This is a genomic window from Stieleria tagensis (assembly GCF_024129865.1).
GTDB classification, from domain to species: Bacteria; Planctomycetota; Planctomycetia; order Pirellulales; family Pirellulaceae; genus Stieleria; species Stieleria tagensis.
In genome coordinates this window covers 26,047-52,529 of sequence record NZ_JAMYFE010000075.1, presented here as the reverse complement: position 1 = coordinate 52,529, position 26,483 = coordinate 26,047, and the positions used below count along the sequence as shown (strand labels likewise).

Here is a 26,483-nt window from a genome sequence, read left to right as displayed (position 1 = left end):
ATCGCAACCGACCAATCGCAAACAACGTAGCCATCCGGACTTGGAAATGAATCACAACAGCAACACAACGAACCAGGGCTGTGGCTGCGACTCCCGCCGTGGCGAATCACTGCGTGGCGGGTTTGAGCTCGATCGCCGCCGCCTGATGGGGCGTGCCGGATTTGCGCTTGGGTCGCTGGCCGTCACCGCGATGTCACCGTTGGGGGCAACCGCAGCGGTTCCTGGTTTGAGTGGCGATCAGACTGGCATCTTGCATCATCCGCCGCGTGCCAAGCGAGTCATTTTCTTGTTCATGCATGGCGGCCCCAGTCATGTCGACACCTTTGATTACAAGCCGCGACTGGCAACCGACGACGGCAAACCCTTGCCGTTTGATTTGCCGCCCAACATGGATGCCGTTCCCAAACTGATGAAGGGACCGTGGCGTTTTGCTCGCCGTGGGCAATCCGGATTGTGGGTCAGTGAGTTGTTGCCGCACATGGCCGGCGTGGCGGACTCGCTGTGCGTGATTCGCAGCATGCACACGCGTGGGCAATCCCATGGCCAAGCGGTGGGGATGGTCAACACCGGCAGCGATAATCTGGTGCGGCCGAGCGTCGGAGCCTGGATCAGTTATGCGCTGGGCAGTGGTCACCCGGATTTGCCCGCGCACATCGCCATCGGTCCGGCGACTGCCCATGGGGGCCCACGAAACTATGGCGCCGCGTTCCTGCCGGCGATGCACCAGGCCACCGCGATCGGCAGCAACGGCAAACCCGGCAGCGGCAAAATTCCGCACCTGACCGGTTCGCTGGACCCGGCGCGCGTTGATCGTCGCATCGAATTGATCCAGGCACTGAATTCGGGACATCTCGCCCGCAGCGGCCCTGATCGTGAAATCGAAGGCGCGATCGAAGCGGTCGATCTGGCGCGGCGGATGCGGTCGGCTGCTCCGGCTGTGTTTGATCTGGATGCCGAAACCGACGCCACGCGACGAGAGTATGGAATCGGTGAAAAAGTGACCGACTCGTTCGGCCGAAGCTGTCTGTTGGCGCGGCGGTTGGCCGAAAGTGGTGTTCGTTTCATCACTGTTTCCAGCGGCCAAGTCTGGGATCAACACAGCAATTTAAAAGTCGGCCACGAGAAAAATGCATTGGCGACGGACAAACCAATTGCGGCACTGATCATGGATCTGAAGCGGCGCGGTTTGTGGGACGACACGCTGGTGATCTGGGGCGGCGAATTCGGACGCACGCCCGTGGTGCAGGGTTCCAACGGCCGTGATCACAATCCGCAAGGTTTTTCGATGGTGCTGTCCGGGGGTGGGGTGCGCCCCGGATTTGCCTATGGAGAAACCGATGAATTCGGATACCACGCCCGCCAGCAGCGCGTTCACATGCACGATTTGCACGCCACCGTGTTGCACTTGTTGGGGATCGATCACAAGCAACTGACCTATCGTTACGCCGGGCGCGATTTCCGCTTAACAGACGTTCATGGCCAAGTCGTCGACGGCATTTTTGCTTAGTGCGTTGCCTGAATCCCCACCCGCTGACACATTTTGAAGGCAGCGCTTTGATGGTAACCCGAAGCGTCAGCGAGGGATTTTGGGTGTTAACGGGATCCCTCGCTGACGCGTCGGGTTACCAAAATTCAATGCCTCACGCAAAAAGCGCTGGCTTCAAAACGCGTCAGCGACAGAGCGAGAGGAAACACCGCTGGCCGGGACTGGCCAAACGACTTTACGGCGTGATAATGTGACTCCACGCGGTTGCTCAGGTCATCGGCCTGCACTTGATCCGCTAGTTCGTTACCCGCGTTCCCTGTAAACTCCCCGCGATCGGAATTTCACATGCTACGAACCTTTTTCACGCTGGCTTTAGCGGCCACCTTCCTAACCATGACAAACAACGCTTCTGCAGCCGAAAGTGCCACCAAAGCAACGGTCACTGACAAAGTTTTCTTTGACATTGAAATCAATGGCGAGCCCGCCGGACGCATCGTGATCGGCTTGTTCGGAAAGGAAGTCCCCAAGACGGTCGAAAACTTTCGGGCGCTTTGCACCGGTGAGAAAGGCAAGGGCAAAGCGGGCGTGCCATTGCACTACAAGGGCAGCAAGTTTCACCGCGTGATCCCCGAGTTCATGTTGCAAGGTGGCGACTTCACCCGCGGCAACGGTACGGGTGGCGAAAGTATCTATGGCGAAAAATTCCCCGATGAAAACTTCGCGTTCACCCACGACATTCCCGGATTGTTGAGCATGGCGAATGCCGGCCCCAACACCAACGGGTCTCAGTTTTTCATCACCACCATTCCCACCTCTTGGCTGAATGGCAAACACGTGGTGTTTGGCAAAGTCGTCGAGGGAATGGAGGTCGTCAAACGAATCGAATCACTCGGTTCGGCCGGTGGTGCCACTCAGTTGCCGATCACGATCGCAGACAGCGGTGAGTTGAAGAAAGACGACAAGTAAGCAGGTCGCACTGTTTGACCGCTCGTCTGCCAAGGCGAGCGGTCATTTTTTTTGCGCTATGGGAACCTACACTGGCGATGTCTCATCGTAGCTGATCCCGCCAGGGTTCAGTCCGGGCATTGGTGCATGGGAGTCTGAACCGTGGCCGGTCCAGCTACGGTTGGGGGTAGTCTCGTCGTAGCTGATCCCGCCAGGGTTCAGTCTGGGCATTGGTGCATGGGAGTCTGAACCGTGGCCGGTCCAGCTACGGTTGGGGGTAGTCTCGTTGTAGCTGATCCCGCCAGGGTTCAGTCCGGGCATTGGTGCATGGGAGTCTGAACCGTGGCCGGTCCAGCTACGGTTGGGGGATTCTCATCGTAGCTGATCCCGCCAGGGTTCAGACCGGGCATTGGTGCGTGGGAGTCTGAACCGTGGCCGGTCCAGCTACGGTTGGGAGTGAGTCTCGTCGTAGCTGATCCCGCCAGGGTTCAGTCTGGGCATTGGTGCATGGGAGTCTGAACCGTGGCCGGTCCAGCTACGGTTGGGAGTGAGTCTCGTCGTAGCTGATCCCGCCAGGGTTCAGTCCAGTCATTGGTGCGTGGGAGTCTGAACCGTGGCCGGTCCAGCTACGGTTGGGCGGGAGTCTCGTTGTAGCTGATCCCCCAGGGTTCAGTCCGGGCATTGGTGCATGGGAGTCTGAACCGTGGCCGGTCCAGCTACGGTTGGGTAGTCTCGTCGTAGCTGATCCCGCCAGGGTTCAGTCTGGGCATTGGTGCATGGGAGTCTGAACCGTGGCCGGTCCAGCTACGGTTGGGGGTAGTCTCGTTGTAGCTGATCCCGCCAGGGTTCAGTCCGGGCATTGGTGCATGGGAGTCTGAACCGTGGCCGGTCCAGCTACGGTTGGGGGGAGTCTCGTCGTAGCTGATCCCGCCAGGGTTCAGTCCGGGCATTGGTGCGTGGGAGTCTGAACCGTGGCCGGTCCAGCTACGGTTGGGGGAGTCTCGTTGTAGCTGATCCCGCCAGGGTTCAGACCGGGCATTGGTGCGTGGGAGTCTGAACCGTGGCCGGCTTGTCTTTACCCAAGTTTTGGCATTCAGATTTTCCCAGCGAGTCGGAGGCCGTCAGGGATTCCCTGAAGCTGTTTGTAGCCATGCCAGACCGTTTGCCAGCCTGGTTCGCCATCTCCTTTGCGGACCAGGAAGCCGGGCCATCCGTCGGCACGGTCGACCCGGATGCAGACGATTTTTTATTGAGTTACGCTGTAGGAACACCCACAAACACGCTCACCAACGCCCGGGTCTCCAACCACACCAGCAGTGGCGTCGTGAGTGGGAATAACATTTCCGGGAGTTTCACCGCGATCCCAGAGCCGACCGGAGTCGCGTTTCTGTTGTCCGGTGTGGCAGCGGTGATGCTGCGTCGCCGACGTTGAACGCGGACGCCGCATCGTCGAGATCGTAATAGACGACGGCGACAAACGAGCGTCAGAGAATGAGCTTGCGGCCGGAGCTTTCTTGTTGGTCCGTGCCGATGCGGCGAGCTTTGATCCGCACATAGGGCGGGATGAAGTTGGCGCGGTCGGCGAAGGTGTTGAGTGCTGCGTCGGGTTTGGCGTGCAGCGGTTCGATCAGGTCTTCGATCACAAACCCGCTGCGACACATCAGCCCGACCAAATCCTCCCAGCGGTGCAGGTATTCGACGGCACCGGTTTCTCGCAACCGCTGTGAACTGACCGACGGCGTGGCGGGCGGTGGAACCGGCGTGTCGCGGTAATAGGAATGGGTGACGCTGTAGCCGCCGGCACCACGCTGGTAGTTCGACTGCAAACTCGTGGGTTGTTTGTGTTGGCTGATGTACAGCCCGCCTGGGCAGATGACGCGTGCGACTTCGGCGAACACCGGTGCCACCGAAGGCACGTAGCAGGTGCTGACCGGATGGATGACAATGTCAAACTCGGACGTCGGCAACCCCGACAAATCCTCCATCGACGTTTGCAGCAATCGCATCTTGTAGCCTCGTTCGGCGGCAACGCGGCGATCGAGTTCCAGCATCGCGCCGCTCAAATCGACCACGGTGACCACTGCTCCGGCCGCCGCATACAGTGAACTTTGGCGGCCCCCACCGGCTGCCAGGCAGAGTACTCGCTTGCCGCGGATGCTGCCGCCCAGCCATCCCGCTTGGTCGACGACTGCCAGCGGATTGGCCAGTTCGGCTTCGCTCGCCGGCCGGCACAGCGGATTTCCAGCGTCGGCCATTCGGTCGTACACGCGTCGATTGATGTTCAGTGTCGCGTCGTGGTTCACGGATGCCCCCCTAGACGGGCTGAAACGGCGGAAATCAAGCAATCGGGCTGTAAAACACGAGCCGCGGTTGGAAATTTGGGAACTTTCGCCCCTTGACGGTCATCCGATCATTTGGACACCCGCAACCGCCTGCAAGCGGATCGCAAGCGAGCGAAGTGTAGCCACCAAAAACCCCTGGGGCGTCTCGGATCCCTTCCGACCGTCCGACCACTGTATCATTGGAGCCTGCTGTCCCGAAATGACTCGGAGCATCGCAGGCGACGGATTTCAAAATGGCATTACCAGACAACCTGCTCGACGAATTGCTTTCAGCGCACCTGGACGGCGCGCTCAGCGGCGACGAATGCGCCCGCGTCGAGCAGATGCTAAACGCGGACCCTGCGATTGCCACCCGAATGGAACAGCTTCGGCAACAGCGCGACGCCTTTCGCGGCGCGGCACTGCCGGTGCCCTCGCTGCCACAGAATTTTGCCGATCAAGTCGTCCAGGCAGCCATCGATCAAGCTCGCGCACAGCAGTTGCCTGCCGGGCACCCGCTGCAAATCGCCGGGCGTCAGGAATCATCGCAGCGCGCTGTGTTATTTCCAGCCAGGTTATTTCCAGCCAAGTCATCCCCAGCCAGGACTCGGCAAATTGCCGGGTTGGTTGCCGCACTTGCCGCATCGGCATTGATCGCCGGTGCCCTGATCCGATCTGCGACGATCGACCACAGCGATTCTTCGGGCTCGGGGTTGGTGGCCGGCGGACCGTCGCTTGAGCGCGAATTGACGGCTCCGGAAAGCCAGCCAGCTGGTGCAGACGTTGATTTGGCCCCGGGGCCAGACGTGTCGCGACCGATGTTGGCCGACAGCAACTCGCGAAGCGCCATCGCAGCGCCCACGGAAATCGAAGTCACCGATTTGCCAGTGCCAGAAACGGTGTTGCCGGAAAATCCGACGCCCGAGATGGTGGCAAATTCGGTCCCCGCGGTGGCACCGGATGCCAATTCACCGATCGAGAGTCCCGCGACTGTTTCGGTGGCTGACCCTGAATTAAAAGCCACGCCAGCGACACCGTTGCAGATGTTGATGGTCGTGCAAGTGATCCAGACCGATGCGGGGCGTAGAGATGACGCGTTTGGCAAAGCGTTGGCCGACGTCAAGATTCACTCCAGTAACGAACGTCAGATCGATGACGCACTGACGCGGGCGGTGGTGGCTGACGATGGCGAGCCACTGTTGGCTGGCAAGCAAGACGGACAGGTGATGTTGCTGGAAAGCCCGGTCAAGAAGCTCGATCAATTGCTTAACCGGTTGTCCAGCGATCGCCAGGGGATCCAGTCGGTTGGTTTCTCGTTGATCACCGAAGCCCCGATGTTGCGGGCGATCGAATCGGTGCGGACAATCGACCCGACCGAAATCCGCCATGAAGGCCAATCTTCGCCATTAATTGGCCAAACTGACCAAGCGTTCGCGCTGTGGAGTCAGCAATTGGAAGATCGCACGTTTGCCAACGGGGCAGCCGAGGCGATCAGCATGGCCAAGGGGCCGAATCCGATGGCCAATCTGCTGATTTTGGTCAAATAGCGCTGGTGATCGGCAGGCCGGGTTTGATTCGGCACCGGTTTCCGCTTTCTTTGCCCTCGACGAAATGCACCTTGGCTAGCTAAACTCTGACGCTCTCTAGATTTTGTCGCCCGAAACGGGGTGGCAAAAACGAAGCCGACGGCACGGGCCGCGGGCACTGAGCCGACGACATCAACGGCGGGCCTCGAGTGCGACCTTGCTGGAATGCAAGGTCCGAGTTTGTCCGCGTGTAGCCAGCCGGCGGTTGGTTCCAGCGATCCGTTTTTGTTCACTCAGCCCGAATCCTCGCTTCCACTCAAGTCTTTTACCGTGATTCTGATTCTGAAAAGCGGTGCGACCGACGATCAAGTCGACCACGTCATCGAACGCGTCGAGGCACTTGGCTTAAAAGCCCACCTCAGCCGGGGCACTTTCCGCACCATCATCGGAATCATCGGTGATGAATCACAGATTGCGGAGGAGTCGATTCGTGCCATCCCCGGGGTTTCGAAAGTCATTCCTGTTCTGCCTCCCTATAAGTTGGCCTCCCGTGAAGCGCATCCCGACGGCACCATTGTCGATGTCGGCGGCGTGAAAATTGGTGGCGGAAACATCGGTCTGATCGCCGGACCCTGCAGCGTCGAAGAAGAAGACCGGATGCACCGGATCGCCGAGCAGGTTGCCGCGGCCGGAGCCAACATCTTTCGCGGCGGTGCGTTCAAACCGCGAACTAGCCCCTATGCGTTCCAAGGGCTGGGCGAAGAAGGTCTGAAACGACTGCGTGATGCCGGACACGCGCACGGCATGCCTGTGGTCACCGAAGTCACCGATCCGCGGTTGGTGGAACTGGTTGCCGAATACGCCGACATGTTGCAGGTCGGTGCTCGCAACATGCAGAATTTCGCGTTGCTGAACGAAGTCGGTGCCTCGAAACGCCCGGTGCTGCTCAAACGCGGCATGTCAGCCACGATCAACGATTTGCTGATGTGCGCCGAATACATTTTGTCGCAAGGCAACATGAACGTGGTGCTATGCGAACGCGGCATCAAAGGATTTGACCCGGCAACACGCAATTTGTTTGACGTGTCGGCCGTGCCCTTGGTGCAACAACTGAGCCACCTACCGATCATCGTTGACCCGTCGCATGCGACCGGAAAACCCGAACTCATCCCCGCTTGTGCGCTGGCCGGTTTGGCCGCCGGTGCCGACGGGGTGCACATCGAAGTGCACGATTGCCCGGAAGTCGCCAAGAGCGACGGGCCGCAAGCATTGCTGCCGGAACAATACGCCGAAGTGGCCGCGCAGATGAAACAGCTTGCTGAACTCTTTGGAAAATCCATCTCACCGCTGCCGGAGACTATTGCGTGAATCGCCGAACCATCATTGCCGGAAACTGGAAAATGAACACTCGCGCCCAAAGCGGCGTGGAATTGGCAAAGGGCGTGGCTGCAGCTGTCGGCCAACATCCCAGCGTCGAAGTGGCCGTTTGTCCGCCCTCGGTTTACCTGGGATGTATCGCCGATGTGTTGGCTGGATCCGCAGTCGGTTTGGGAGCACAGAACCTGTACCCCGCCGAGGATGGTGCCTACACCGGTGAAACCAATGCCGCGATGTTGACCGACATCGGCTGCCGATACGTGATCCTGGGCCACAGCGAACGCCGCGCGATTCTGGGCGAAACCGATGCCCAAGTCAGCGAAAAACTGGCCGCCACCTTGGCGGGAAACCTGGTCCCGATCGTCTGTGTCGGCGAGACACTGGAAGACCGCGAAGCCGGTAAGACCGAAGCGGTCGTCGAATCCCAGCTGCGAGGTTCGCTCGAAGGGCTGGACGAAGCTCGGGCGCCGGGCGTTGTGATCGCCTATGAACCGGTCTGGGCCATCGGCACCGGCAAGACCGCGTCGCCGGAACAAGCCGAGGAAGTTCACGCGTTCATCCGCAAATTGCTGGCCGACATCTTCAGCGAGGACGTGGCTAGCCAAATGCGAATCCAATACGGCGGCAGCGTCAAACCGGGCAACGCCAAGGAACTGCTGGGGCAACCGAATATTGACGGTGCCCTGGTCGGCGGCGCCAGCCTGGCTGTCGATGACTTTGTTGCCATCATCAACGCCGGCGCCTAACGCCAATCCCACACATGCGAGTGCGATGCCTCGCGACCAAAAACCTAGCGAACCACTGAAACACGAACGGATTTTGCAATGACCATCAACCACTCACTCGTCCTGGGCTCGCTCGGTAGCGCCGCACTGGGCTGGATCATGTTCATCCTCTCGGTGTTCTTGATCCTGTTGATCCTCGTTCAACGCGGCAAAGGCGGTGGGTTGACGGGCGCCTTGGGCGGTCCCGGCGGCCAGAGCGCGTTCGGCAGCAAAGCCGGCGACACGTTCACCCTGATCACCGCCGTTTCGGCCATCATCTGGGGCATCGTGTGTGCGATTGCCATGTACTCGCTAGGCGTGCCACCGATGACCGCCGACGACGAAGACTATGCCCCCGAAGACACCCCGGCGCTGGTTTCCCCAGCCGGTGAGGCTGAACAGGCCGCTGCGGGCATGAGTGGTTTGAGCGGATTGTTGTCCGACGAAACCAGTGGCGAAACGCTCAGCGATGACGAAGACGCGATGGCCGAGGTCGACGCGACCGAAGGCACACCATCGATGGAATTGACACCGGCTGAATCTACCGAGCCGACCGAAACCGAAACCGAAGCGGTCGAGGTCGAAACCACCGAAGCCGAACCAACCAAAACGGAGCCGGCTGAAGTCGAAACCACCGAAACGGAAACCACCGAAACGGAAACCACCGAAACGGAAACCACCGAAACGGAAACCACCGAAACGGAAACCACCGAAACGGAAACCGAGTCGGCTGATTCAACGACCGCCGAGTGAGTTCGATCGTTTCTGTCGATCTCTGCCAACTGTCTGTGTAGCTTCAGCCGCGTGATTGGACGCGGCTGTTGTCAATCTGAACCGTCCTCCCTTTCCGGCTTGCCCCATTGGCGCCCATGACCATTGCCACGGCAACGAACGTTCGCAGCATGACCGGGCAGGGCAATGCAGCGGGAATGACGGACCTGGGCAATCTGACGATTGAGCTGCGGACCGTTAACAACCGCGGTTTCAAGTCGACGATCCGAGTCCCCGAACCGCTGTACGGCTGGGAATCGAAAATCGAATCGGTGGTTCGCGAATACCTGCACCGCGGTTCGGTGAATTTGTCGATCACCATCGACCAAGCCCCCGGCCAGACGCCGGTGCAGATCAACGAAGCCATCTTGTCGGCCTACGCGCGTCAATGCCGTGATGCGATCCGACAGGCGAATTTGGATGGCGACCCCCAGGTGATATTGAATGTCGCCGCGATGACATCACTTCCGGGTGTACTCTCGTCGGCACAGAATGCATCCGCCGACAGCAATCAAGTTTGGCCCCAGGTCCATGAAATCCTGGTCGCGGCGATGCGGCAATTGGTGGCCATGCGGGAACGCGAAGGTGCGCACATGGCTGCGACGTTGTTGGAAGAGTGTTCGTTGATCGCGGCCCAAGTCGACGCGGTCCAGTCGCTCGCCCCCCAGGCAGCAGAGAACTACCGGCTGCGTTTGGATGCCAAAGTCAAACGTGTGCTGCAGGATTATGACGTGGACGTTCACGCGGTCGATCTGCTGCGTGAGGTTCAAGTGTATGCCGACAAGGCAGACGTCAGCGAAGAAGTCACGCGACTCGACAGCCACCTGAAATTGTTCCAATCGGTGCTCAACGGCGACAGCCAGCCGCGCAGCGGACGCGACGAACCGACCGGTCGCAAGCTGGACTTTGTGATCCAAGAAATGTTTCGCGAAACCAATACCATCGGCTCCAAATCAGCTCACTCGGACGTGGCAGCTGTGGTCGTCGAAATCAAATGTGCTCTCGAAAGGATGCGTGAACTGATTCAAAATCTCGAATAGTGAGAGAACGCTAGATCCACGTTTGACGCACGCCTAGCCATCCCAATGACCCATTTTAGACCCCCACGATTGATCATCCTGTCCGGCCCCAGTGGCGCGGGCAAATCCACCGTGACCCGGCGGTTGCTATCCGAGTGCCGACTACCACTGCGATTGAGCGTCTCGGCGACGACGCGTGCGCCGCGCCCTAGCGAACGTGACGGAAGAGAATATCATTTCCTTTCACAGCAGCAATTTGCCGAACTGCGCGAGCAAGATGCGTTTCTGGAATCGAAAGAGGTGTTCGGATCCGGACACTGGTATGGAACCTTGCGTCGCGAAGTGACCGATGGCTTGGAAGCGGGCCAGTGGATCATTTTGGAGATCGATGTGCAGGGTGCCGTCGAAGTGATGGAACACTCTGCGTTTGATGCGATCTCACTGTTCATCCATCCCGGCGGCATGGACGAACTGGAGCGTCGACTACGTGATCGAGGCACGGAATCCGAACGAGCGATCGCAAAACGGCTGGAAACCGCAGCCGAAGAAATGTCCTGTTTGCACCACTACCAATACGAAATCATCAACGGTTCGGTCGATACCGCCGTTGCCCAGATCTGTCAAATCTTACGAGACCACCAGGAGACCCACACATGCTCGAAGAACTAAAAGACGAAGAAACCGTCAACAAGGTTGGCGGTCGATTCAAATTGAGTACTTTGATCCAAAAACGATTGGTTCAATTGAACCAGGGCAGTCGCGCCCTGGTCAATGTGGACACCCACGACAAGATGTCGATCGTGCTGCAAGAAATCATGCAGGACAAGATCATCTTGAACATGGACAACGAGGTCGAACCGGTCAAGGAACTTGATTTGGACGCCACGATCGCCGCAGCCGAAGCCCCCGATTTGGACGTCGAGGACCTGTAGGCGGTCGCAAGACGCGGTGATGTTTCCTGTAGCTGTGCCCGCCAGGGTTCAGACGGATTGAACCTTTGGCGGGCCCAGCTACGGTAGAAGGACGACCCCAGCGGCGATGAAAACCACCGCCGCTCTCTCTCCCCCGATTGCATTGCCGATGCCCCAAAACGAATCGTCTCGTCAGATCCTGCTGGCCGTGGGTGGTGGGATCGCGGCTTACAAATCTGCGATCTTGTGCAGCCGCTTGGCCCAGGCGGGGCACCGCGTGCAGACGGTGATGACGCGCTCGGCGACGGAATTTCTCGGTGCAGCCACGCTGGCGGCACTGTCGGGGCGACCGGTCGGTCAGGACGGGTTTGATACTGCCGCGCACCCGCTGGGGGCTCATATCGAACTGGCCAAAGACATTGATTTGATGATTGTTGCCCCGGCGACGGCCAATTTGTTGGCCAAATTTGCTCACGGCATCGCTGACGATCTGGTCAGCACGCTGTATCTGCAGAACGCGGCCCCGATCCTGATCGCACCGGCGATGAGCGATCCGATGTGGTCGCAACCAGCCGTCCAGCGCAACGTGAATCAGCTGAAACAAGACGGCTGTCATTTCGTCGGCCCCGATTCGGGTTGGCTCTCCTGCCGCGTGCAAGGCATGGGGAGGATGAGTGATCCGGACATGATTTTGCATTCCGCGCGGGAAATTCTCGCTGCCTCCGATCGACGTTTCTCGGGCGACGAGTGACAATGTTGGGCAACGGAATCCGCTGACCACTCGGAATGATCCCATGCCCCTGCTTGTTTTTGGCCATCGCAACCCCGATACAGATGCCATCTGCGCGGCGCTTGCCTACGCTGATTTTTTGCGTCGAACCACACGGCCCGATGCGATCGCCGCCTGTTGCGGAGCTCCCAACCAACGCACCGAATACGCGCTCAAAGTCGCTGAACTCGCGGCGCCTCGGATCGTCATGGACGTTCGTCCGGTGGTCGAGGATGTTTGTCAAACCGATGTCACCCTGGCGACCTGCGACGAGGTGTTTTACGAGGTTTACAGGCGGATGGACCAACGCGGTCTACGCAGCATTCCGGTGGTTGATTGCAATGGCACCGTAGTGGGGATCGTTTCGCTGCTGGATCTGTTGGAATTGGTATTGGAAAACGGTGTGGATCCGGTGCAAGCACGTCGCGTGCGGACCAACCTGAATAAAATCGTCTCGGTGCTGGGGGGCGAGTTTCAACATGCCGTGAATCCGGATATCGACGAAGACTTGATTCTCAGTGTGGGGGCGATGAGTGCGGCGGGATTCACCGAGCACATCAAGCAGTTTCCTGCTGAAAAATTGCTCGTCGTCAGTGGCGACCGTCCGACCATTCAATTGCCTGCGCTGGAATTGGGGGTTCGCGCCTTGGTCGTGACGGGTGGCTATGAATTATCCGACGGCCTGATGCAACTGGCCCAGGCACGTGGCATTTCGGTGTTGCGCAGCCCGTTTGACACCGCCACAACGACGATGCGAATCAAAGCGGCCCAATTGATCGGCAGCGTCGTCGAGAAAGAGTTCATCTCGCTGCCGGCACGCAAGCCGGTTGCCGATGCCCGCAAAGAGATCTTTCGCTCGTCACAAACCGTTTTCCCAGTGCTGGAAGACGGCGAATTGGTCGGCGTGCTCAGCAAGAGTGACTTGGTCAATCCGCCCAAGCCGCAATTGGTGTTGGTCGATCACAACGAACTGGCCCAGGCGGTTCCCGGTGCCGACGAGTCGTCGATCATTGAAGTGCTCGATCACCACCGCTTGGGAGGTTCCTTGAAATCCAGCGAACCGATTCGGTTGACCATGGAACCGGTCGGGTCGACGTGCACCCTGGTCGCCAAAAAATTCCGCGACGCCAAAATTGATCCCGAACCGGGAATCGCGATTTGCATGGCGTCGGGAATGATCAGCGACACGTTGTATTTGCGTTCGCCGACGACGACGGACACCGACCGCGAGATGCTGGAATGGTTGCAGCAATTCTGCTGCATGCCACTGGATCAATTCGCCGAGAACTTTTTCCAAGTCGGATCGGCGCTGCGTACCTGCACGCCGGACCAAGTCGTCCGCGAAGATTGCAAGCAGTTCGAAGACGCCGGGCACGCCTTTTCGATTTCCCAGATCGAAGAAATCGGGTTTGAGCTGTTTTGGCAGCGCAAGGCTGAACTGTTTCAAGCTCTCGAAGGGTTGGCGGCAGCCCAGCACTTGGAATTCAGCGCGCTGTTGGTCACTGACATCGTTAGCAACGGCAGTCTGCTGATGATGAGCCGCGAGCCGGACGGTTGGGACGAGATCAATTATCCCGAGTTAGAAGATCGCCTGTACCAGCTCGACGGCGTGGTCAGCCGCAAAAAGCAGTTGCTGCCACTGATCGGTAGCCTGTTGGACTCTCATCCGTTGGGCTAGCCCCTGGTTTGTGGGGAGTGGATCTTTCACCAGTTCCACTACGGCTGACCCGGTGTGGTGATGGCAAGCTGGAGGCTTACCCCACTTTGAAAAGTTCACGCACCACTAGGCGATTCCGGGGGTGAAATCGTCGCTGTCGGTCAGTGATTCGGCGAACAGCGACAACAGTTCGGCGACGTTGTCGATATCGTCCAGCGAGATCGCTTCGACGGCCGAGTGCATGTAGCGGTTGGGAATCGCGACCAAACCGGTGGCCACACCCGCGCCATGCAATTGCAACACGTTGGCGTCATTCGGGGTCGCTCGACCGATCGCGGCCATCTGGTAGGGAACCTTGTTGGCCTCGGCCAATTCGATCAACCGCGCGGCGACTTTGGGATTGATATTCGGTCCGCGAAAAATCACCGGCCCGCCGCCCAACCGGATATCGCCCTGTTTGGTTTTTTCGATCGTCGGACAATCCGAGGCATGCGTCACGTCGACGGCGATGGCGACATCGGGATTGATGCCTCCGGCGGCGGTTTTGGCCCCTCGCAGCCCGATTTCTTCTTGGACCGTGGAGACGCTGTGCAGGTGGCAGGCCAGTTGATCACTGGCGCGATCGGCCGCACGCCGCAGCGCTTCGATCACCGTCCACATCCCGGTTTTGTTGTCCATTCCGGGCCCGGTGACGATCGAGTTCATCAGCGGGCGCATCCGCAGATCGAGCGTCACCGGGTCGCCGATCCGAATGATCTCCGCGGCCTCGGCCTGTGACGCGGCACCGACGTCCAGCCACATCTGGTCGAGTTCCACGACTTGCTTGCGTTCTTGTTGGTTTAGCAAGTGAATGGGTTTACGACTGATCACGGCCGGGATTTGTTGCGAGTCGGTCCAGATCGACATCGCCTGTCCGATCAATTGTTGGGGGTCCCAACCGCCGATGGTTTGCGCGTAGACGAATCCCAATTCATCGATGTGTGAAACCAGCATTCCGATCTGATCACAGTGACCGGCCAGCATCAATCGTGGTCCGTCGGTGTTCCCCGACTCGGCGATCAGGTTGCCGTGGACATCAACGCGAACGTTGTCGGCGTGTGGTGCGATGTAGTCACGGATCAATTTCTGGATGCGTTCTTCGTATCCCGATGGGCTAGGCGTCGCGATGGCCTGGGCAAAAAATTCTCGGGCGGTGTCGAGCATGTTCAATCGATGTTCAATGAAAGGATTCGGTGTCAGCCAACAAATGATCGCGAGGACGGCGACCTGTCCAGGCCGGTTGGGTGAAGTGCGATGACTTTATGAAAAGTTTTTTTTCTCGCAAAACTTATTTTTCGATGTGACAAAAACACGGGTCTTGGCGTCCAAAACGATGGAAACACGGTGTTTTAACAACTCCAGTCTGTCGCGTGGATGAACGGTTAATTGGATCGGGGATGCTGGCAGGGACAATGACGCTTGTTCCCGTCTAAACGCCCTAAAGAATTGGGGTGGTTTTGCTCGACACTTAATCTCGGATCGGGAGTTTTCGACTGAGTTCTCTTGCCCCGGTGATTTCGATCGCCGGAGTGTCTAGCGGGCTGGTGGCAGTTGGTTCTCGATTCACCCAGGGGGGATTCTGGGAAAGCAGACGAGTGGATGTCAGGCGTTCTTCGCCCGGCATCTTGTCCGACGCAGATGGCGACTATAGCCGAACGTTCCTGAAAGGCGCTTTGTGATGACAACACCCATTGTCGCAAAGCAACATTCGTTCCGGAACGTTGGGCGTTGGTCGCCGGACATCGCAGCATCTTCCCCAGCAAGCGGAGGTTTCTTCGTTTGCGTCCGTTTGAAACCGATAGCAAGTGATCCCGTTCGGTAAGCGTCACAGGATGTGAGCCGGGTGGCCTGACCCAGCTTTTGATTGGCAGCACAAACAACACTTCCATGCATTTGATCCGTACAACCGATCAGGACCGGATGGCCGGAGCAGAAAGTGGCGGTGTGTGCCGTGAATTAAACGACCAGGGCCATGAGAACATTGGGTACCGACGCACCATTGTTCGAGGGAATAATCAACGAGGCGTTATGGAGAGCCTGATATGAAGGTCTTTACGACTGGACAGGTCGCCAAGATTTGCAAAGTCGCACCCCGAACCGTTTCCAAATGGTTCGACTCGGGGCGCTTAAAAGGCTACCGAATCCCAGGATCACAAGATCGGCGTATTCCTCGCGAATATCTGATCAAGTTCCTTAAGGAGCACGGTATGCCGTTGGGTGACTTGGAAGACGAAGCGATGGCAAAGTGCCTGATCGTTGCCCAAGATCAAGTATTGATCGAAAACTTGAAACGCGAACTTCCGCCAGAAAAATCGTTCAAAGTCGCAGTCGCGGCCAGCGGTTTCGAAGCGGGGATTCAAGCCGAAAGTTTCACCCCAGACTGCATCATCGTCGACTTTTCGATCGGTAAGATCGAAGCTGTGCAGATTTGCCAAAATCTGCGCAAGAATGCCGACTTCACTGATGTCATTCTGATTGCATTGCTGCCCGACGACGGACAGCCAATGAGCTTTGATCGCAGCAGCATCAACGAAACGTTCAAGAAACCGTTCGACGCCCACTTGTTGGCTGAACGACTACGAACGCTCGTCGGCGCCAAAAAAGAATTGGTGTGAATGGTGTGCTGCTGGGCAAACCGCCACGCAGCACTCTGCTTTCACCAACGACCTTACGAAGAACGTCACACATTTCCCGCAAATGTGTGGCGTTTTTTCGTATTCGTTCCACGGCTTGGTTGCACAGATTTCACGTCACTCACCCGAAACACCGACATGGCTTCCAACCATTTCAATGCCGACGGCAACGTTCACATGGTCGACGTCTCGGCCAAACCGGTGACCGTCCGCCGCGCCGTCGCCTGCTCACAAATCACGATGAATCAACAGGCCGCGGCGCTGGTCCGCCAAGGCAGCAGTCGCAAAGGCGATGTGTTGGCGGTCGCTCGCCTGGCCGCCATCAGCGCAACGAAATGGACCTCGCACCTGATCCCGCTGTGCCATGCAATTCCTATCGAATCGGTCAGCGTGGAATTCGGCTGGCTGGATGATGATGATGCCGCATCACAGCGATTGCAGTGCCAAATCAGCTGTGTCACCAGCGGAAAAACCGGGATCGAAATGGAAGCCTTGACCGGTGCCAGCATCGCCACGTTGACGGTCTATGACATGCTGAAATCCGTGGATCGCCAAATGCAAATCGGACCCACACGGCTGGATGAGAAACACGGTGGACAATCCGGCAGCTTCCGGCGCCAGGATCCGACACGCGACGAATCGACGCGGTGATGCGACCAATCGTCACCCTGTGCACCATGCGGCGGTGGCCTCTAATTGCAAAAGCTACCGCATCGAAGGTACGATTTGGCCGTTTCACCTTGTCGCGCGATCGCAAAAATCAATGGACTCTTCTGAACCGTTTCGCAATCAAGCTGATACCGCGCAAATGGTATCCGCCAGCCGCGTCAAACAGAGCCCCGCGATTCCATTGCGACAGCGACTGTACGGGCCAATTCTGCAACCGTTGGCGGACGTCGAATCAACGCTCCAGGCAGAGCTTCAAAGCCCCCACTGCGAAGTCGCCGAACTGTTGCATCACGGCATGCAATTGGGCGGAAAACGTCTGCGACCGGCGATCCATTTGTTGATGGCCGAAGCGCTGGGTGGTTGCCAGTCCGACAACGTCGTGATCGCAGCGGTGTTGGAAATGGTGCACACCGCGACGTTGGTGCACGACGATGTGCTGGACGCCGCCCAGACACGACGTCACGTCCCCACCATCAATGCACTGTGGAACAACCACACCAGTATCCTGGTCGGTGACTACCTGTTTGCGCAAAGCTTTCGTTTGGCAGCAACCTTGGGTGAAACCCGTACCTGCCAGTGGGTCGGTGAAGCCGCCCGATTGGTTTGCGAGGGAGAACTGCGACAAGTTCTCGGCCGCGACGACCTGCAACTCGATCGCGAAACCTATTTCCAGATCATCCAAGGTAAAACTGCCGAGCTCTGCCGAGTGGCTTGCTCGTTGGCGGCGGCCCAAGCCGGCTGTGATGCTGTTCGCATTGATGAACTGGCGGAATATGGAAACAGTTTGGGGATCGCGTTCCAGATTGCCGACGACTACTTGGATCTGTGGGGTGATGACCAGGCGGTGGGCAAAACGTTGGGCACCGATTTGGACCAAGGCAAAATCACGTTGCCGGTGATGCGTTTGCTGGAAACTGCGGATCCGCTATCACGTGAGCAAATCATCGCCACACTGCGTGGCCCGGTGGCACAGCGTGGCGAACAGATTCGCGCCCGCTTAGATGCATCTGACGCTCGCCAGTTCACGCTATCGACCGCGGCCAAGTTTAAAAACCGGGCCTTGGCAGCAATCGCCGACCTGCCGGCCAGCGACGCCAAACAATGCTTGATCGAGATTGCCGAGTTTTCGATCCTGCGATCGTTCTAGGCGTGGATGATTCATCCGCCGTCGAACGCTAGTTCACGGTTCGTTGTTACTGAAATCGCACCGTCCCAGGAACCGGACGATAGCGCGTGCCGGCTGATGGGCGCAGGATGTTTTCTGACAGGCTTTCGTAACACTTGGCCAACGATGAATTTGCGTCGATCGATGCCAATGTCATGAATGATCCGCGTCTAGCGCTTGGCCACTGCAAGCTGAAACGTTTGGCCACGCAAGCGGTATCGATCACCCTGCGGCGCCGCTAACCGCTGCAACTGGTGGCGGCGAAGCATCTGCAACCGAAACGGCGTGTCGGTCTCGACGACCGGTTGCAACTGTTGATCGGCATCGGTCCCCCAAGCACGCAATCGTCGCACCAGTGACGGCGCGATCGGTTCACGACGACTTTCTGCTTGGGCTGCGACAACCGAGTCATCTTGGGCAAGACTGAGCAACTGTTGTAGATCCTGCAAACACACCGCAGTATCAGATTCCTGGATGAACACCAGGTCTCCCGTCGCTCGCTCCAACCCGGTTTGCCCGGCGGCTTCCATCCCTCGCGGACGATCGTGACGGACCAAGCGGAGTTGGGGGTGTTCAGCACACAACGCATCCACCACCGCAAACGTCTGATCCCGACTGCCGTCATCGACAACGATCACTTCGAAGGGGTGCGGTACCCATTCGGCCAGTCCGTCGATCAGTTGTTCGATGCGATCAGCGATCTGGTGTTGCCGATTGCGAACCGCCAAGACGATAGACAGTTTGTGCAATGGCATACGCTAGCAGTCTGATAAAAAGAAACGGCGCAACAACCCATAACCATTTATCGTCGCCCGCCAATGGATCTCTTCAGCGGGCCGCAGCAGGCCGGCAGGGCTGCCGCAGGCAGGTTCCGGTTGTTCCGTTTACGCTAGATCTGCCTATAATACGATCCCACCCCCGGCACCCCTCGGTGGCTGGACCGACACTCCCTTGGAACACTTGCACGTGACACAAAACGCCGAATCGAATGACAATCCGCAATCGCAACGGCCAATGGATGTGTCGCAAGCCGCCGATTTTTCCCGCGGTACCGAGGGGCTATTGCCGGCCATCGCACAAGATGCCAGCAACGGCCGTGTACTGATGATGGCGTGGATGAATGAAGCAGCGTTTCGTGAGACTTTGGCAACCGGCCAAGCCGTCTACTACAGTCGCAGTCGAAAGACGTTGTGGCGAAAGGGCGAAACCAGTGGGCATCGCCAACAGGTCGTTGAAGTTCGCGTCGATTGTGACCGCGATACCATTCTATTGGCCGTCAACCAACAGGGTGCGGCCTGCCACGAAGGGTTCGAAAGTTGTTTCTTTCGCCGGGTCGATCACAACACCGGCAAGCTCGAAATTTCCGACGAACGGTTGGTGGACCCCGCATCGGTCTACGGGAAATTGTCACTCTGAATTCTTCACGCTTTCGCCAACAACCAATTCAGTGTGGCAATTGGCCGATCCACTTGAATTGAACAGGCCGTTTAGCACAACTTCAAACGATGCCAGCGGGTTACAGCGGTGCGGGGCGGCCAAAGAAGTAGCCTTGGGCGAGGTCGAATCCGATGTCCAAACACGCTTTGGCTTCGGTCGACGTTTCGATGCCCTCGGCCAACGCACAGATATCCAAATCGCGAACCATGCGAACCAGGGTTTCTAACATTTGACGCCGCGCGGGATGTGCTTGGTCGATGCCGTGGATCAGCGAGATGTCAAATTTGACATAGTCCGGTCGCGATTCAATCAATTCTGCCAATCGAGCTTGGCCGGCGCCAAAGTCGTCGAAAGCCAAATCGATTCCCAGATCTTTCACCGCCGCAGCGAGTTCACACATCACGTGGCGGTTGGTGACACTCGATTCGTGAATCTCCAGGACCATGTCGGTCTGATTCGACATTTCTCGAACCTGGGCCAACGACTCGACCAGTCTGGCAACATTCTCCAACTCCTTGGGGTGCGTGTTCACAAACAGGCACGGGCGTCCGGGTTGGTCTCGGCCGACACGAATGCCTTCCCATCGCAGTAATTCGCTCAGTTCGACCTCCAAGTTCAGCTGCCGGGCGGCATGAAACATCGCGTCGATTGATTCCAATCCGAACACACTGCCACGACCCAAAATCTCTTGACCGACCACCTTGGCGGTGGAAACGTTGACAATCGATTGGAATAGGGGGCGAACCAAACGCTCACTCATCATGCGGTCAAATTGGACCAGTGCGAGCGCTTCATCGCAGACGTTACGAGCGATCGTGCCGGCTGACTGACTAGGGGACGATTGTCGCAACACACGAAACGGTGCTTCGGCAAAGTGAACCAAGTCCTCTTCATCAATCACCACTTCACCCTGGATCCGCTCGCCGTTGACGAAGGTCCCATTGGTGCTGTCGAAATCACGCAAAAACAATTTGCCTTCGCGAAGAACGAACACAGCGTGTTGTCCACTGACCGTTTTGTAACGCAACTTCAACGACGAACCGGCTTTTCGTCCCACTGTGAATCGCGCTTCGTCGATCGGCAGATGTCGCAACGAGTCACGCGGTTCCAGTGCGCCGGACAAAAACCAAACGTCGCCACCGTCCGGTGTGCTTTGGCGAATCCGATCAAGTGCAATGCTATCGATCGAGATCATAGGAATGCAAACGGTTGAGTGAGCGGCAATAACGTCCAACCGCCGATTCTCCACGACGGTACCGACAGTGAGTCGGTCGTGAAAGTTTAGGTTGTGATATTAACGACAGCGACGATTCGCTCAAAATTTACCCCTCTCTCTGACGGTGGCGCCCCAATGGGTCTGGTTCCCGGCCGACAGAGGAGGGAGCGTGCGAGCATTGCTGGTCTGGCATCTGCAAAAAGCACGTTAATTACAAGCTACGGTTGATCAAGCTGGATCACCGCTGCAGCCGACGGACCTCTCGGATTTTTACGTGACCGAGCCACACGCCGTTTTTCATCCCACTATTCCGCGCATTCATCATGACCGTCGCGACCGAAGACACTCAATCTGTCGATGCCGGGCTATTCGGTAGCCTGTTGACTGACGACACGTTTTGGCCTGCCGAAACGCAGTCGGTCGCAGAGACTGGGTTGAGCGATTCGTATATCGACGGACTGTTGCTGAAAACGGTGCTGACAGTGGGAACGGTCAGTGGGCGCAACTTATCCGAACAGATCGGGCTGCCGTTCAAAACCATCGATCCAATGCTCGATGCACTGCGCGTGCGAAAGTTGTTGGTGCATGTTCGCCCGGCACCGTTCAATGACTACTTCTATTCATTGACCGAACTGGGACAACAGCACGCCCAGACCCAAATGAAACGCTGTAGCTATGTCGGCCCGGCACCTGTCCCATTGGCCGACTATGTATTGAGTGTGGAAGCACAGTCGGCAGGCATCGATCCGGTCACCCAAGACCAATTGCGGCGTGCGCTGGCCAGAATTTCCTATCACCAGGATTTGTTGGATTCTTTGGGGCCAGCGATCAACAGCAACAGCGGACTCTTTTTGTTCGGAGAACCGGGAAACGGAAAGACCACGATTGCGCGCTGTTTAACCGAGTGTTTGGGCCAAGAAATCTGGATCCCACATGCCATCTTGGATGATGGAAACCTGATCAAGCTCCAGGACGATGCGTTCCACCGCTCAGCCCCCATGCCGGAAACCAACGCCAAAATCCTCAAGGCACAACAATGGGATCATCGCTGGTTGCGCGTCCAACGACCCACTGTGATCGTCGGCGGCGAATTGGTCATGGACAACTTGGAAGTCCGCTTCGATCCACGCAGCAATATCTGCGAAGCCCCGCTGCAAATGAAAAGCAATTGCGGTTGTTTGCTGATCGACGATTTCGGACGCCAACGAATTGCACCGGAAGAACTGCTCAATCGCTGGATCGTTCCACTGGAAAACCACTGCGACTATTTAACCTTGCCGACCGGAAAGAAGATTCAAATCCCGTTTGAACAACTGCTGATTTTTTCGACCAACCTGGACCCCCACCAACTGGTCGATGAAGCCTTTCTGCGGCGCGTGCCCTACAAGATATTTGTCGGTGACCCCAGCGCCGATGAGTATCGCATGCTGATGAAATCCGTGGCTCGACAGATGGGGTTTCCTGAGACTCCCGAAGCCGCCGAGTTCATGTTGTCGTTTTATCAAAAGCAGAATCGTAAACCTCGGCGCTGTCACCCTCGCGACATTCTGAAGCAAATCGAAAGCTTCTGCCGTTACCGGCAACTGCCGCTTGGAATCCGTCCGGAATACCTGGACCGAGCCTGCCGAACTTATTTCAGCAACCTGTAGACCCGCACCAGCGGAACCAAACGCGACGAACGATGACGACAACGCAATCCAGACGAATTCAACCCGGTTACGAGCCGATCAAAGGCTACGTGTTGGAGCAGTTGCTTGGACGCGGCGGATATGGCGAAGTCTGGCAAGCCGAGGCGCCCGGCGGTCTCAAGAAAGCAGTGAAATTTGTATTCGGTCGTCACGACGAACGCTGCGCCGAACAAGAACTCAAGTCGTTGGAGCGGATCAAAGGCATTCAACACCCGTTCATTCTGACCCTGGAGCGATTTGAACTGATCGAAAACCAGTTGGTGATCGTGACGGAATTGGCCGAAGGATCGCTGGACGATGTGCTCAAGCAACACCAGAAACGTGGCGCCAGCGGAATTCCACGAGATGCATTGCTGGGGTACATGAAAGACACCGCCGATGCGCTGGATTACCTGCACCAGTTGTACAAACTACAGCACTTGGACATCAAACCGGCGAACCTGTTGATCGTCGGCGGACGTGTGAAGGTCGCCGATTTCGGATTGATCAAAGATTTGGGTGAAGTCGAATGCAGTCTGGTCGGCGGATTGACTCCGATCTATGCCCCACCGGAAGTCTTTGATGGTCGCCCCAGCATGTACAGCGATCAGTACAGCTTGGCCGTGATGTATCAGGAACTGTTAACCGGAACGCGCCCTTTCACCGGCCGCACCATCGCACAGCTGGCGACTCAGCACGTTCATAATGCGCCGAATTTAAACCCGTTGCCGTCATACGACCGGCCCAGTGTCGCGCGTGCGTTGGAAAAGACTCCGCAGCGCCGCTATGAAAGCTGTAGCGAGTTTGTCAACAAACTGCTTCATTCTCACGGCCAGCCTGCCGTCCATGCCGCCCAGCCCGAGGCAAAGTCTAGCCAGCCCGAGAGTGCTCCCGTTGAGAATCTGCCGAGGCTGACGGGCGCCGCTGGAATGCCATCACCAACGCATCCGACGCATACGCTGGTGGTCGGACTCGGTGGCACCGGCGCCAATTGTTTGCATCAGCTGCGTGAACGAATCCAAGAACCCGGCGCGGTGTCGCCGATGATCTTGCACAGCGTCTTGATCGACACGGACCTGATGACCACTCGTAGCGCCGAAACAGTGGCCCCGACCGACCTGGCACCACGTTGTCGAACGGTCCACACACACATCCGCACCCCTCAGGAATATCGTGACAACGGCACACAGCGTCTGAGATCCATTTCGCGTCGGTGGATCTATAACGTGCCACGCAATTCGGTGACCGGTGGCATGCGCCCGCTGGGAAGGTTGGCATTGGTCGACCATGGCCGCCAAGTCATGGAGACGTTACGGGCCGCGGTGAACGAAATCAAATCAGCGTTGCCCGAGGGGGCCGCGCCAAAAATCTATGTGGTCGGATCGTTGACCGGTGGCAGCGGCAGCGGGATGTACATGGACGTTGTCTATTTGCTGCGCCATTTACTAGACGAATCGGCAATGGAAAACGATGCCATCGTCTCGCTGTTGACGACCAATCGCTTCCAAGGCGATCCGGCCCGGCCCTTGGCATTGCACTCCACGACATCGGCGGTGCGAGAACTGGCGTATTTTTTGAAACCGGAAAACGGATACCCCGGTGACCCCGGCCCAGGGTGGCCCCGAGTTCCGGCCGCCCGAACCCCGTTGCACAACACCTATCTGATCGCACAGTCGCGATCCGTCGGTGCACCCGACCCGATCGATTCGGTCCTGAATTACCTGTGGCAAGACGCTTCGGTGTGCGGGAAATGGTTCCAGAACGGTCGCCAGCAGACCGCACCGACAACGACTCAGTCGGCCACACTGCGTTCGCTAAACGTCATTCAAATCGGTGATCCCAGGCAACGTCAATCGAACCAACTGGCACCGCATTTGATCAAGACACTGTTGTTGCGCTGGTTGGGTAATCCGCGAAAATCCGATGCCTCAGCAACCGAGTTTTGTAACCGGATGCGACGACGATGCAAGCTTGATGTGTCGGCCATGCAGCAGCAAATTCGCCTGTGGTTTGGCAAGACATCGTCCCAGCTGAACGCGCGAATCTTGGAGCAACTTCAGCCACTCGACCCGACCGTTCTGGCTGACCATCGAGCGGTGACAAGCCATCTGTTGAAATGGCTGACCGAACAGATCGACAGCAAACAAACCCAATCCGCTGCGGAACAAATCGCAAACCAGATTGACCGCGAAGTCACATTGCGATTGCAGGATTCGCGTCTGGATCTTTCCTCGACCCTGGTCGGCTTGGAAAAACTACGCGCCCACATCGGCACGCTTCACTGCAAATTGGTCGATCACAGTGACGTCGATCCGTTTACATTGTCACAGGACGATCTTCCCGGATGTGACCAGACCACCGATCCGATGCTTGTTGATGCCTGTCGACGTGGGAACCATTTGGTTCAAATCGTCGCCTGTCGCATCGCAGCATCTGTCGCACAGTCGTTGCTAGGTAGTTTGGTGGAACGTTCCAAAATCTATTCCAATGCGTCCAAGACAATTGCGTTGGGGATTCGCCGGCTGACCGAAGATATCGGACACAGTGATGATCCTTGGAAATCGATGAACAAGTCGACCAGCAATCTTTCGACCAGTATCGAAGACCAACTGCATGACCAGATGGTGATGACATGGTTGTATCGCGCCGTTCACACGCCCAGTTCTGTCGACACCGATAGCTTGATCAGTCAACTGACCAGCACGGCTGCGGAACTGATTTACCAGCGGTTGGAAAATCGCGACGAAACGCGAGCATTCGGTTCGGCGAGCGGTGCCGATCGCGACGTCCGCGGCACATCGGTGATCTTACCGAGCGGTGGTGGACACCCCGATTCTGATCGGGCTGAAGCGGCAAACAGCGGCAAAACCACGTACCAGGAAAGCCATGCGGAAACGATTGGCATGACTCAAACCCACTGTTGGCCGGTGGCCAGTAGTGTCCCGGCCCTGACGTTACCCGCCGCCTTGGCCGCGGCGCGTCCGTCGCTTCTGGAATGTGGTGGCCAACAACGGTTGTATTTGATTTGTCGCGACAAACAACAACAACTGGAACTCGAAGCCCAGTTGCCGGCCGACAACGAACTCTCGATCACCACCATTCTGGCACGTTGTTCGATGCCCATGTTGGTTCACGAGGCCCAGGGGATCGAATTGCAGAAAGTCATCGACTGGCTCGATTCGCTGACCGGCGACGATGGCAAAATCAGTGCCCGCCTGGCGACTCGATGTGATATCGATTGGATCTAGGCTTTGGGCAGTCGAATGATGAATGCGGTGCCGACTCCCACACTGCTTTCGACACGAATTTTTCCATCATGCGCGTCGACAATTTCTTTGCACGCCGCCAGTCCCAATCCCGTGCCACCCTTGCCCGAATCATCTGGACCGGATTTGGTGGAGAAAAATGAGTCGAAGATGTGTGGCAGCGTGTCGGCGGGAATCCCAGATCCACTGTCACGGACTGTCAATTCGACAAATCCTGCTTCGTCACTGTTGCGCAGTCGGATCAACAGGCTGCCGCCTTCACCCATCGCTTGTCGGGCGTTGATCAACAGGTTCAGCAACACGCGTTGGATTTGATTTCCACTGACCATCGCCTGCGAAACATCCGCAGCGAATTCCGTCGTCACCGAGACGCGATACTTGTTCATTTCTCGTTCGAGCAACACCAGTGTGTCGTCAACGATGCCGCATAGATCGGTCGGTTCGAACGATTCGCTGCGGTTGCGGGCTTGCGCCAAAATGGTTCCGGTGATCTTGGCCGCACGTTGCGATGCTTCCAGGATTTTGCCCAGCGCCTTGTCCCGTGACGCATCGTCCCGGTTGCGGATTCCCAACTGAGCGTAGTTGATAATCGTCATCAACACGTTGTTGAATTCGTGCGTCGCGGTGCTGGTCAGTTCTCCCAGCGAGGCCATGGCCTGGGCCTGACGCAACTGAGCTTTCAAGTATTGGATGTATTGCTGTTCGTCGCTCAGTGGCGCGGCCGACTGGAGTGGGGCGGCAACAGAATCGGATGTACGGGCAGCAGATGAAACGGGCGTGGTCGTCGCCGGTGAAATCACGTTGGGTGCGTTCATAGTGCCAGTGGGGTTGGCTGATCAGTTACA

Annotated in this window: 23 protein-coding genes; 18 read left to right on the top strand and 5 right to left on the bottom strand. The window is 57.6% G+C overall.

What is annotated here, in order from left to right; translation table 11 throughout:
• Positions 1-145: 145 nt before the first annotated feature.
• The 3 genes from NHH03_RS18295 to NHH03_RS18285 all read left to right on the top strand — a co-directional run bounded on the left by NHH03_RS18295 (position 146) and on the right by NHH03_RS18285 (position 3,863).
• Positions 146-1,507 (top strand): DUF1501 domain-containing protein, encoded by a 1,362-nt coding sequence (locus NHH03_RS18295; protein ID WP_253158449.1) that lies wholly within the window; start codon positions 146-148, stop codon positions 1,505-1,507.
• Between the two features lie 324 nt (positions 1,508-1,831).
• Positions 1,832-2,452, top strand: a complete 621-nt coding sequence (locus NHH03_RS18290) for a peptidylprolyl isomerase (protein ID WP_390895590.1) — start codon at positions 1,832-1,834, stop codon at positions 2,450-2,452.
• A gap of 1,129 nt (positions 2,453-3,581) precedes the next feature.
• Positions 3,582-3,863 carry a PEP-CTERM sorting domain-containing protein gene (locus tag NHH03_RS18285; RefSeq protein ID WP_253158431.1) on the top strand — a complete coding sequence of 94 codons (282 nt, stop codon included), beginning with the start codon at positions 3,582-3,584 and terminating at the stop codon, positions 3,861-3,863.
• 52 nt (positions 3,864-3,915) lie between these two features.
• Here NHH03_RS18285 and NHH03_RS18280 read toward each other — a convergent pair whose 3' ends face one another.
• Positions 3,916-4,686, bottom strand: coding sequence for a class I SAM-dependent methyltransferase (locus NHH03_RS18280; RefSeq protein WP_253158447.1), 771 nt, complete (start codon positions 4,684-4,686; stop codon positions 3,916-3,918).
• 320 nt (positions 4,687-5,006) lie between these two features.
• Between NHH03_RS18280 and NHH03_RS18275 the strand changes: the two genes are divergently transcribed.
• From NHH03_RS18275 to NHH03_RS18235, 9 genes are all read left to right on the top strand, one after another.
• Positions 5,007-6,299, top strand: coding sequence for an anti-sigma factor family protein (locus tag NHH03_RS18275; protein ID WP_253158430.1), 1,293 nt, complete (start codon positions 5,007-5,009; stop codon positions 6,297-6,299).
• 309 nt (positions 6,300-6,608) lie between these two features.
• Complete coding sequence (gene aroF, locus NHH03_RS18270) at positions 6,609-7,646, top strand: 3-deoxy-7-phosphoheptulonate synthase (RefSeq protein ID WP_253158446.1); 1,038 nt, start codon at positions 6,609-6,611, stop codon at positions 7,644-7,646.
• On the top strand, positions 7,643-8,401 hold the full coding sequence (tpiA, locus tag NHH03_RS18265) for a triose-phosphate isomerase (RefSeq protein WP_253158429.1): 759 nt from the start codon (positions 7,643-7,645) through the stop codon (positions 8,399-8,401). The genes aroF and tpiA overlap by 4 nt, the downstream gene beginning before the upstream one ends.
• Before the next feature lie 78 nt (positions 8,402-8,479).
• On the top strand, positions 8,480-9,172 hold the full coding sequence (gene secG / locus NHH03_RS18260) for a preprotein translocase subunit SecG (RefSeq protein WP_253158428.1): 693 nt from the start codon (positions 8,480-8,482) through the stop codon (positions 9,170-9,172).
• Positions 9,173-9,288: 116 nt separating this feature from the next.
• Complete coding sequence (locus NHH03_RS18255) at positions 9,289-10,230, top strand: YicC/YloC family endoribonuclease (RefSeq protein ID WP_253158427.1); 942 nt, start codon at positions 9,289-9,291, stop codon at positions 10,228-10,230.
• A gap of 45 nt (positions 10,231-10,275) precedes the next feature.
• The gene (gene gmk, locus NHH03_RS18250) at positions 10,276-10,878 is read left to right on the top strand and encodes a guanylate kinase (protein WP_253158426.1); all 603 of its coding nucleotides are present in this window, start codon (positions 10,276-10,278) and stop codon (positions 10,876-10,878) included.
• The gene (locus NHH03_RS18245) at positions 10,863-11,141 is read left to right on the top strand and encodes a DNA-directed RNA polymerase subunit omega (protein ID WP_253158425.1); all 279 of its coding nucleotides are present in this window, start codon (positions 10,863-10,865) and stop codon (positions 11,139-11,141) included. The genes gmk and NHH03_RS18245 overlap by 16 nt, the downstream gene beginning before the upstream one ends.
• Before the next feature lie 106 nt (positions 11,142-11,247).
• The gene (locus tag NHH03_RS18240) at positions 11,248-11,871 is read left to right on the top strand and encodes a flavoprotein (protein WP_253158424.1); all 624 of its coding nucleotides are present in this window, start codon (positions 11,248-11,250) and stop codon (positions 11,869-11,871) included.
• A 43-nt stretch (positions 11,872-11,914) separates the two neighbouring features.
• Positions 11,915-13,567, top strand: a complete 1,653-nt coding sequence (locus NHH03_RS18235) for a putative manganese-dependent inorganic diphosphatase (protein ID WP_253158423.1) — start codon at positions 11,915-11,917, stop codon at positions 13,565-13,567.
• Between the two features lie 105 nt (positions 13,568-13,672).
• Here the strand turns inward: NHH03_RS18235 and NHH03_RS18230 are convergent, their stop codons facing one another.
• Positions 13,673-14,749: a M42 family metallopeptidase gene (locus NHH03_RS18230; RefSeq protein WP_253158422.1), complete on the bottom strand. Its 1,077-nt coding sequence runs from the start codon at positions 14,747-14,749 to the stop codon at positions 13,673-13,675.
• Positions 14,750-15,627: 878 nt separating this feature from the next.
• Here NHH03_RS18230 and NHH03_RS18225 point away from each other — a divergent pair.
• The 3 genes from NHH03_RS18225 to NHH03_RS18215 all read left to right on the top strand — a co-directional run bounded on the left by NHH03_RS18225 (position 15,628) and on the right by NHH03_RS18215 (position 18,034).
• Positions 15,628-16,200: a response regulator gene (locus NHH03_RS18225; protein WP_094412462.1), complete on the top strand. Its 573-nt coding sequence runs from the start codon at positions 15,628-15,630 to the stop codon at positions 16,198-16,200.
• Positions 16,201-16,356: 156 nt separating this feature from the next.
• Complete coding sequence (gene moaC / locus NHH03_RS18220) at positions 16,357-16,869, top strand: cyclic pyranopterin monophosphate synthase MoaC (protein WP_253158421.1); 513 nt, start codon at positions 16,357-16,359, stop codon at positions 16,867-16,869.
• A 112-nt stretch (positions 16,870-16,981) separates the two neighbouring features.
• Entirely contained in the window at positions 16,982-18,034 is a 1,053-nt protein-coding gene (locus tag NHH03_RS18215; protein ID WP_253158420.1) for a polyprenyl synthetase family protein, read from the top strand.
• Between the two features lie 188 nt (positions 18,035-18,222).
• Here the strand turns inward: NHH03_RS18215 and NHH03_RS18210 are convergent, their stop codons facing one another.
• A complete protein-coding gene (locus NHH03_RS18210) occupies positions 18,223-18,807 on the bottom strand; it encodes a glycosyltransferase family 2 protein (protein ID WP_253158419.1) in 585 nt (194 codons plus the stop codon).
• Between the two features lie 259 nt (positions 18,808-19,066).
• Here NHH03_RS18210 and hisI point away from each other — a divergent pair, with 259 nt between their 5' ends.
• Positions 19,067-19,468 carry a phosphoribosyl-AMP cyclohydrolase gene (hisI, locus tag NHH03_RS18205; protein ID WP_261364346.1) on the top strand — a complete coding sequence of 134 codons (402 nt, stop codon included), beginning with the start codon at positions 19,067-19,069 and terminating at the stop codon, positions 19,466-19,468.
• A gap of 100 nt (positions 19,469-19,568) precedes the next feature.
• Here hisI and NHH03_RS18200 read toward each other — a convergent pair whose 3' ends face one another.
• Entirely contained in the window at positions 19,569-20,684 is a 1,116-nt protein-coding gene (locus tag NHH03_RS18200) for an EAL domain-containing protein (protein ID WP_253158417.1), read from the bottom strand.
• A gap of 344 nt (positions 20,685-21,028) precedes the next feature.
• On the opposite strand from NHH03_RS18200, the gene NHH03_RS18195 reads away from it, so the two are divergent.
• Both NHH03_RS18195 and NHH03_RS18190 read left to right on the top strand, forming a co-directional pair.
• Positions 21,029-22,354: an AAA family ATPase gene (locus tag NHH03_RS18195; protein WP_253158416.1), complete on the top strand. Its 1,326-nt coding sequence runs from the start codon at positions 21,029-21,031 to the stop codon at positions 22,352-22,354.
• Positions 22,355-22,386: 32 nt separating this feature from the next.
• Positions 22,387-25,620: a protein kinase domain-containing protein gene (locus NHH03_RS18190; protein WP_253158415.1), complete on the top strand. Its 3,234-nt coding sequence runs from the start codon at positions 22,387-22,389 to the stop codon at positions 25,618-25,620.
• Here NHH03_RS18190 and NHH03_RS18185 read toward each other — a convergent pair.
• Positions 25,617-26,453 carry a sensor histidine kinase gene (locus NHH03_RS18185; protein WP_253158414.1) on the bottom strand — a complete coding sequence of 279 codons (837 nt, stop codon included), beginning with the start codon at positions 26,451-26,453 and terminating at the stop codon, positions 25,617-25,619. The genes NHH03_RS18190 and NHH03_RS18185 overlap by 4 nt on opposite strands.
• Positions 26,454-26,483 lie beyond the last annotated feature (30 nt).

What these genes read in the sequence shown, in the direction of transcription:
- NHH03_RS18295 (WP_253158449.1), top strand. Translation starts at nt 146, where the DNA reads ATGGGGCGTGCCGGATTTGCGCTTGGGTCGCTGGCCGTCACCGCGATG.
- NHH03_RS18290 (WP_390895590.1), top strand. Translation starts at nt 1,832, where the DNA reads ATGCTACGAACCTTTTTCACGCTGGCTTTAGCGGCCACCTTCCTAACC.
- NHH03_RS18285 (WP_253158431.1), top strand. Translation starts at nt 3,582, where the DNA reads ATGCCAGACCGTTTGCCAGCCTGGTTCGCCATCTCCTTTGCGGACCAG.
- NHH03_RS18280 (WP_253158447.1), bottom strand. Translation starts at nt 4,686, where the DNA reads ATGGCCGACGCTGGAAATCCGCTGTGCCGGCCGGCGAGCGAAGCCGAA.
- NHH03_RS18275 (WP_253158430.1), top strand. Translation starts at nt 5,007, where the DNA reads ATGGCATTACCAGACAACCTGCTCGACGAATTGCTTTCAGCGCACCTG.
- secG (WP_253158428.1), top strand. Translation starts at nt 8,480, where the DNA reads ATGACCATCAACCACTCACTCGTCCTGGGCTCGCTCGGTAGCGCCGCA.
- NHH03_RS18255 (WP_253158427.1), top strand. Translation starts at nt 9,289, where the DNA reads ATGACCATTGCCACGGCAACGAACGTTCGCAGCATGACCGGGCAGGGC.
- gmk (WP_253158426.1), top strand. Translation starts at nt 10,276, where the DNA reads ATGACCCATTTTAGACCCCCACGATTGATCATCCTGTCCGGCCCCAGT.
- NHH03_RS18245 (WP_253158425.1), top strand. Translation starts at nt 10,863, where the DNA reads ATGCTCGAAGAACTAAAAGACGAAGAAACCGTCAACAAGGTTGGCGGT.
- NHH03_RS18240 (WP_253158424.1), top strand. Translation starts at nt 11,248, where the DNA reads ATGAAAACCACCGCCGCTCTCTCTCCCCCGATTGCATTGCCGATGCCC.
- NHH03_RS18235 (WP_253158423.1), top strand. Translation starts at nt 11,915, where the DNA reads ATGCCCCTGCTTGTTTTTGGCCATCGCAACCCCGATACAGATGCCATC.
- NHH03_RS18230 (WP_253158422.1), bottom strand. Translation starts at nt 14,749, where the DNA reads ATGCTCGACACCGCCCGAGAATTTTTTGCCCAGGCCATCGCGACGCCT.
- NHH03_RS18225 (WP_094412462.1), top strand. Translation starts at nt 15,628, where the DNA reads ATGAAGGTCTTTACGACTGGACAGGTCGCCAAGATTTGCAAAGTCGCA.
- moaC (WP_253158421.1), top strand. Translation starts at nt 16,357, where the DNA reads ATGGCTTCCAACCATTTCAATGCCGACGGCAACGTTCACATGGTCGAC.
- NHH03_RS18215 (WP_253158420.1), top strand. Translation starts at nt 16,982, where the DNA reads ATGGACTCTTCTGAACCGTTTCGCAATCAAGCTGATACCGCGCAAATG.
- NHH03_RS18210 (WP_253158419.1), bottom strand. Translation starts at nt 18,807, where the DNA reads ATGCCATTGCACAAACTGTCTATCGTCTTGGCGGTTCGCAATCGGCAA.
- hisI (WP_261364346.1), top strand. Translation starts at nt 19,067, where the DNA reads ATGGATGTGTCGCAAGCCGCCGATTTTTCCCGCGGTACCGAGGGGCTA.
- NHH03_RS18200 (WP_253158417.1), bottom strand. Translation starts at nt 20,684, where the DNA reads ATGATCTCGATCGATAGCATTGCACTTGATCGGATTCGCCAAAGCACA.
- NHH03_RS18195 (WP_253158416.1), top strand. Translation starts at nt 21,029, where the DNA reads ATGACCGTCGCGACCGAAGACACTCAATCTGTCGATGCCGGGCTATTC.
- NHH03_RS18190 (WP_253158415.1), top strand. Translation starts at nt 22,387, where the DNA reads ATGACGACAACGCAATCCAGACGAATTCAACCCGGTTACGAGCCGATC.
- NHH03_RS18185 (WP_253158414.1), bottom strand. Translation starts at nt 26,453, where the DNA reads ATGAACGCACCCAACGTGATTTCACCGGCGACGACCACGCCCGTTTCA.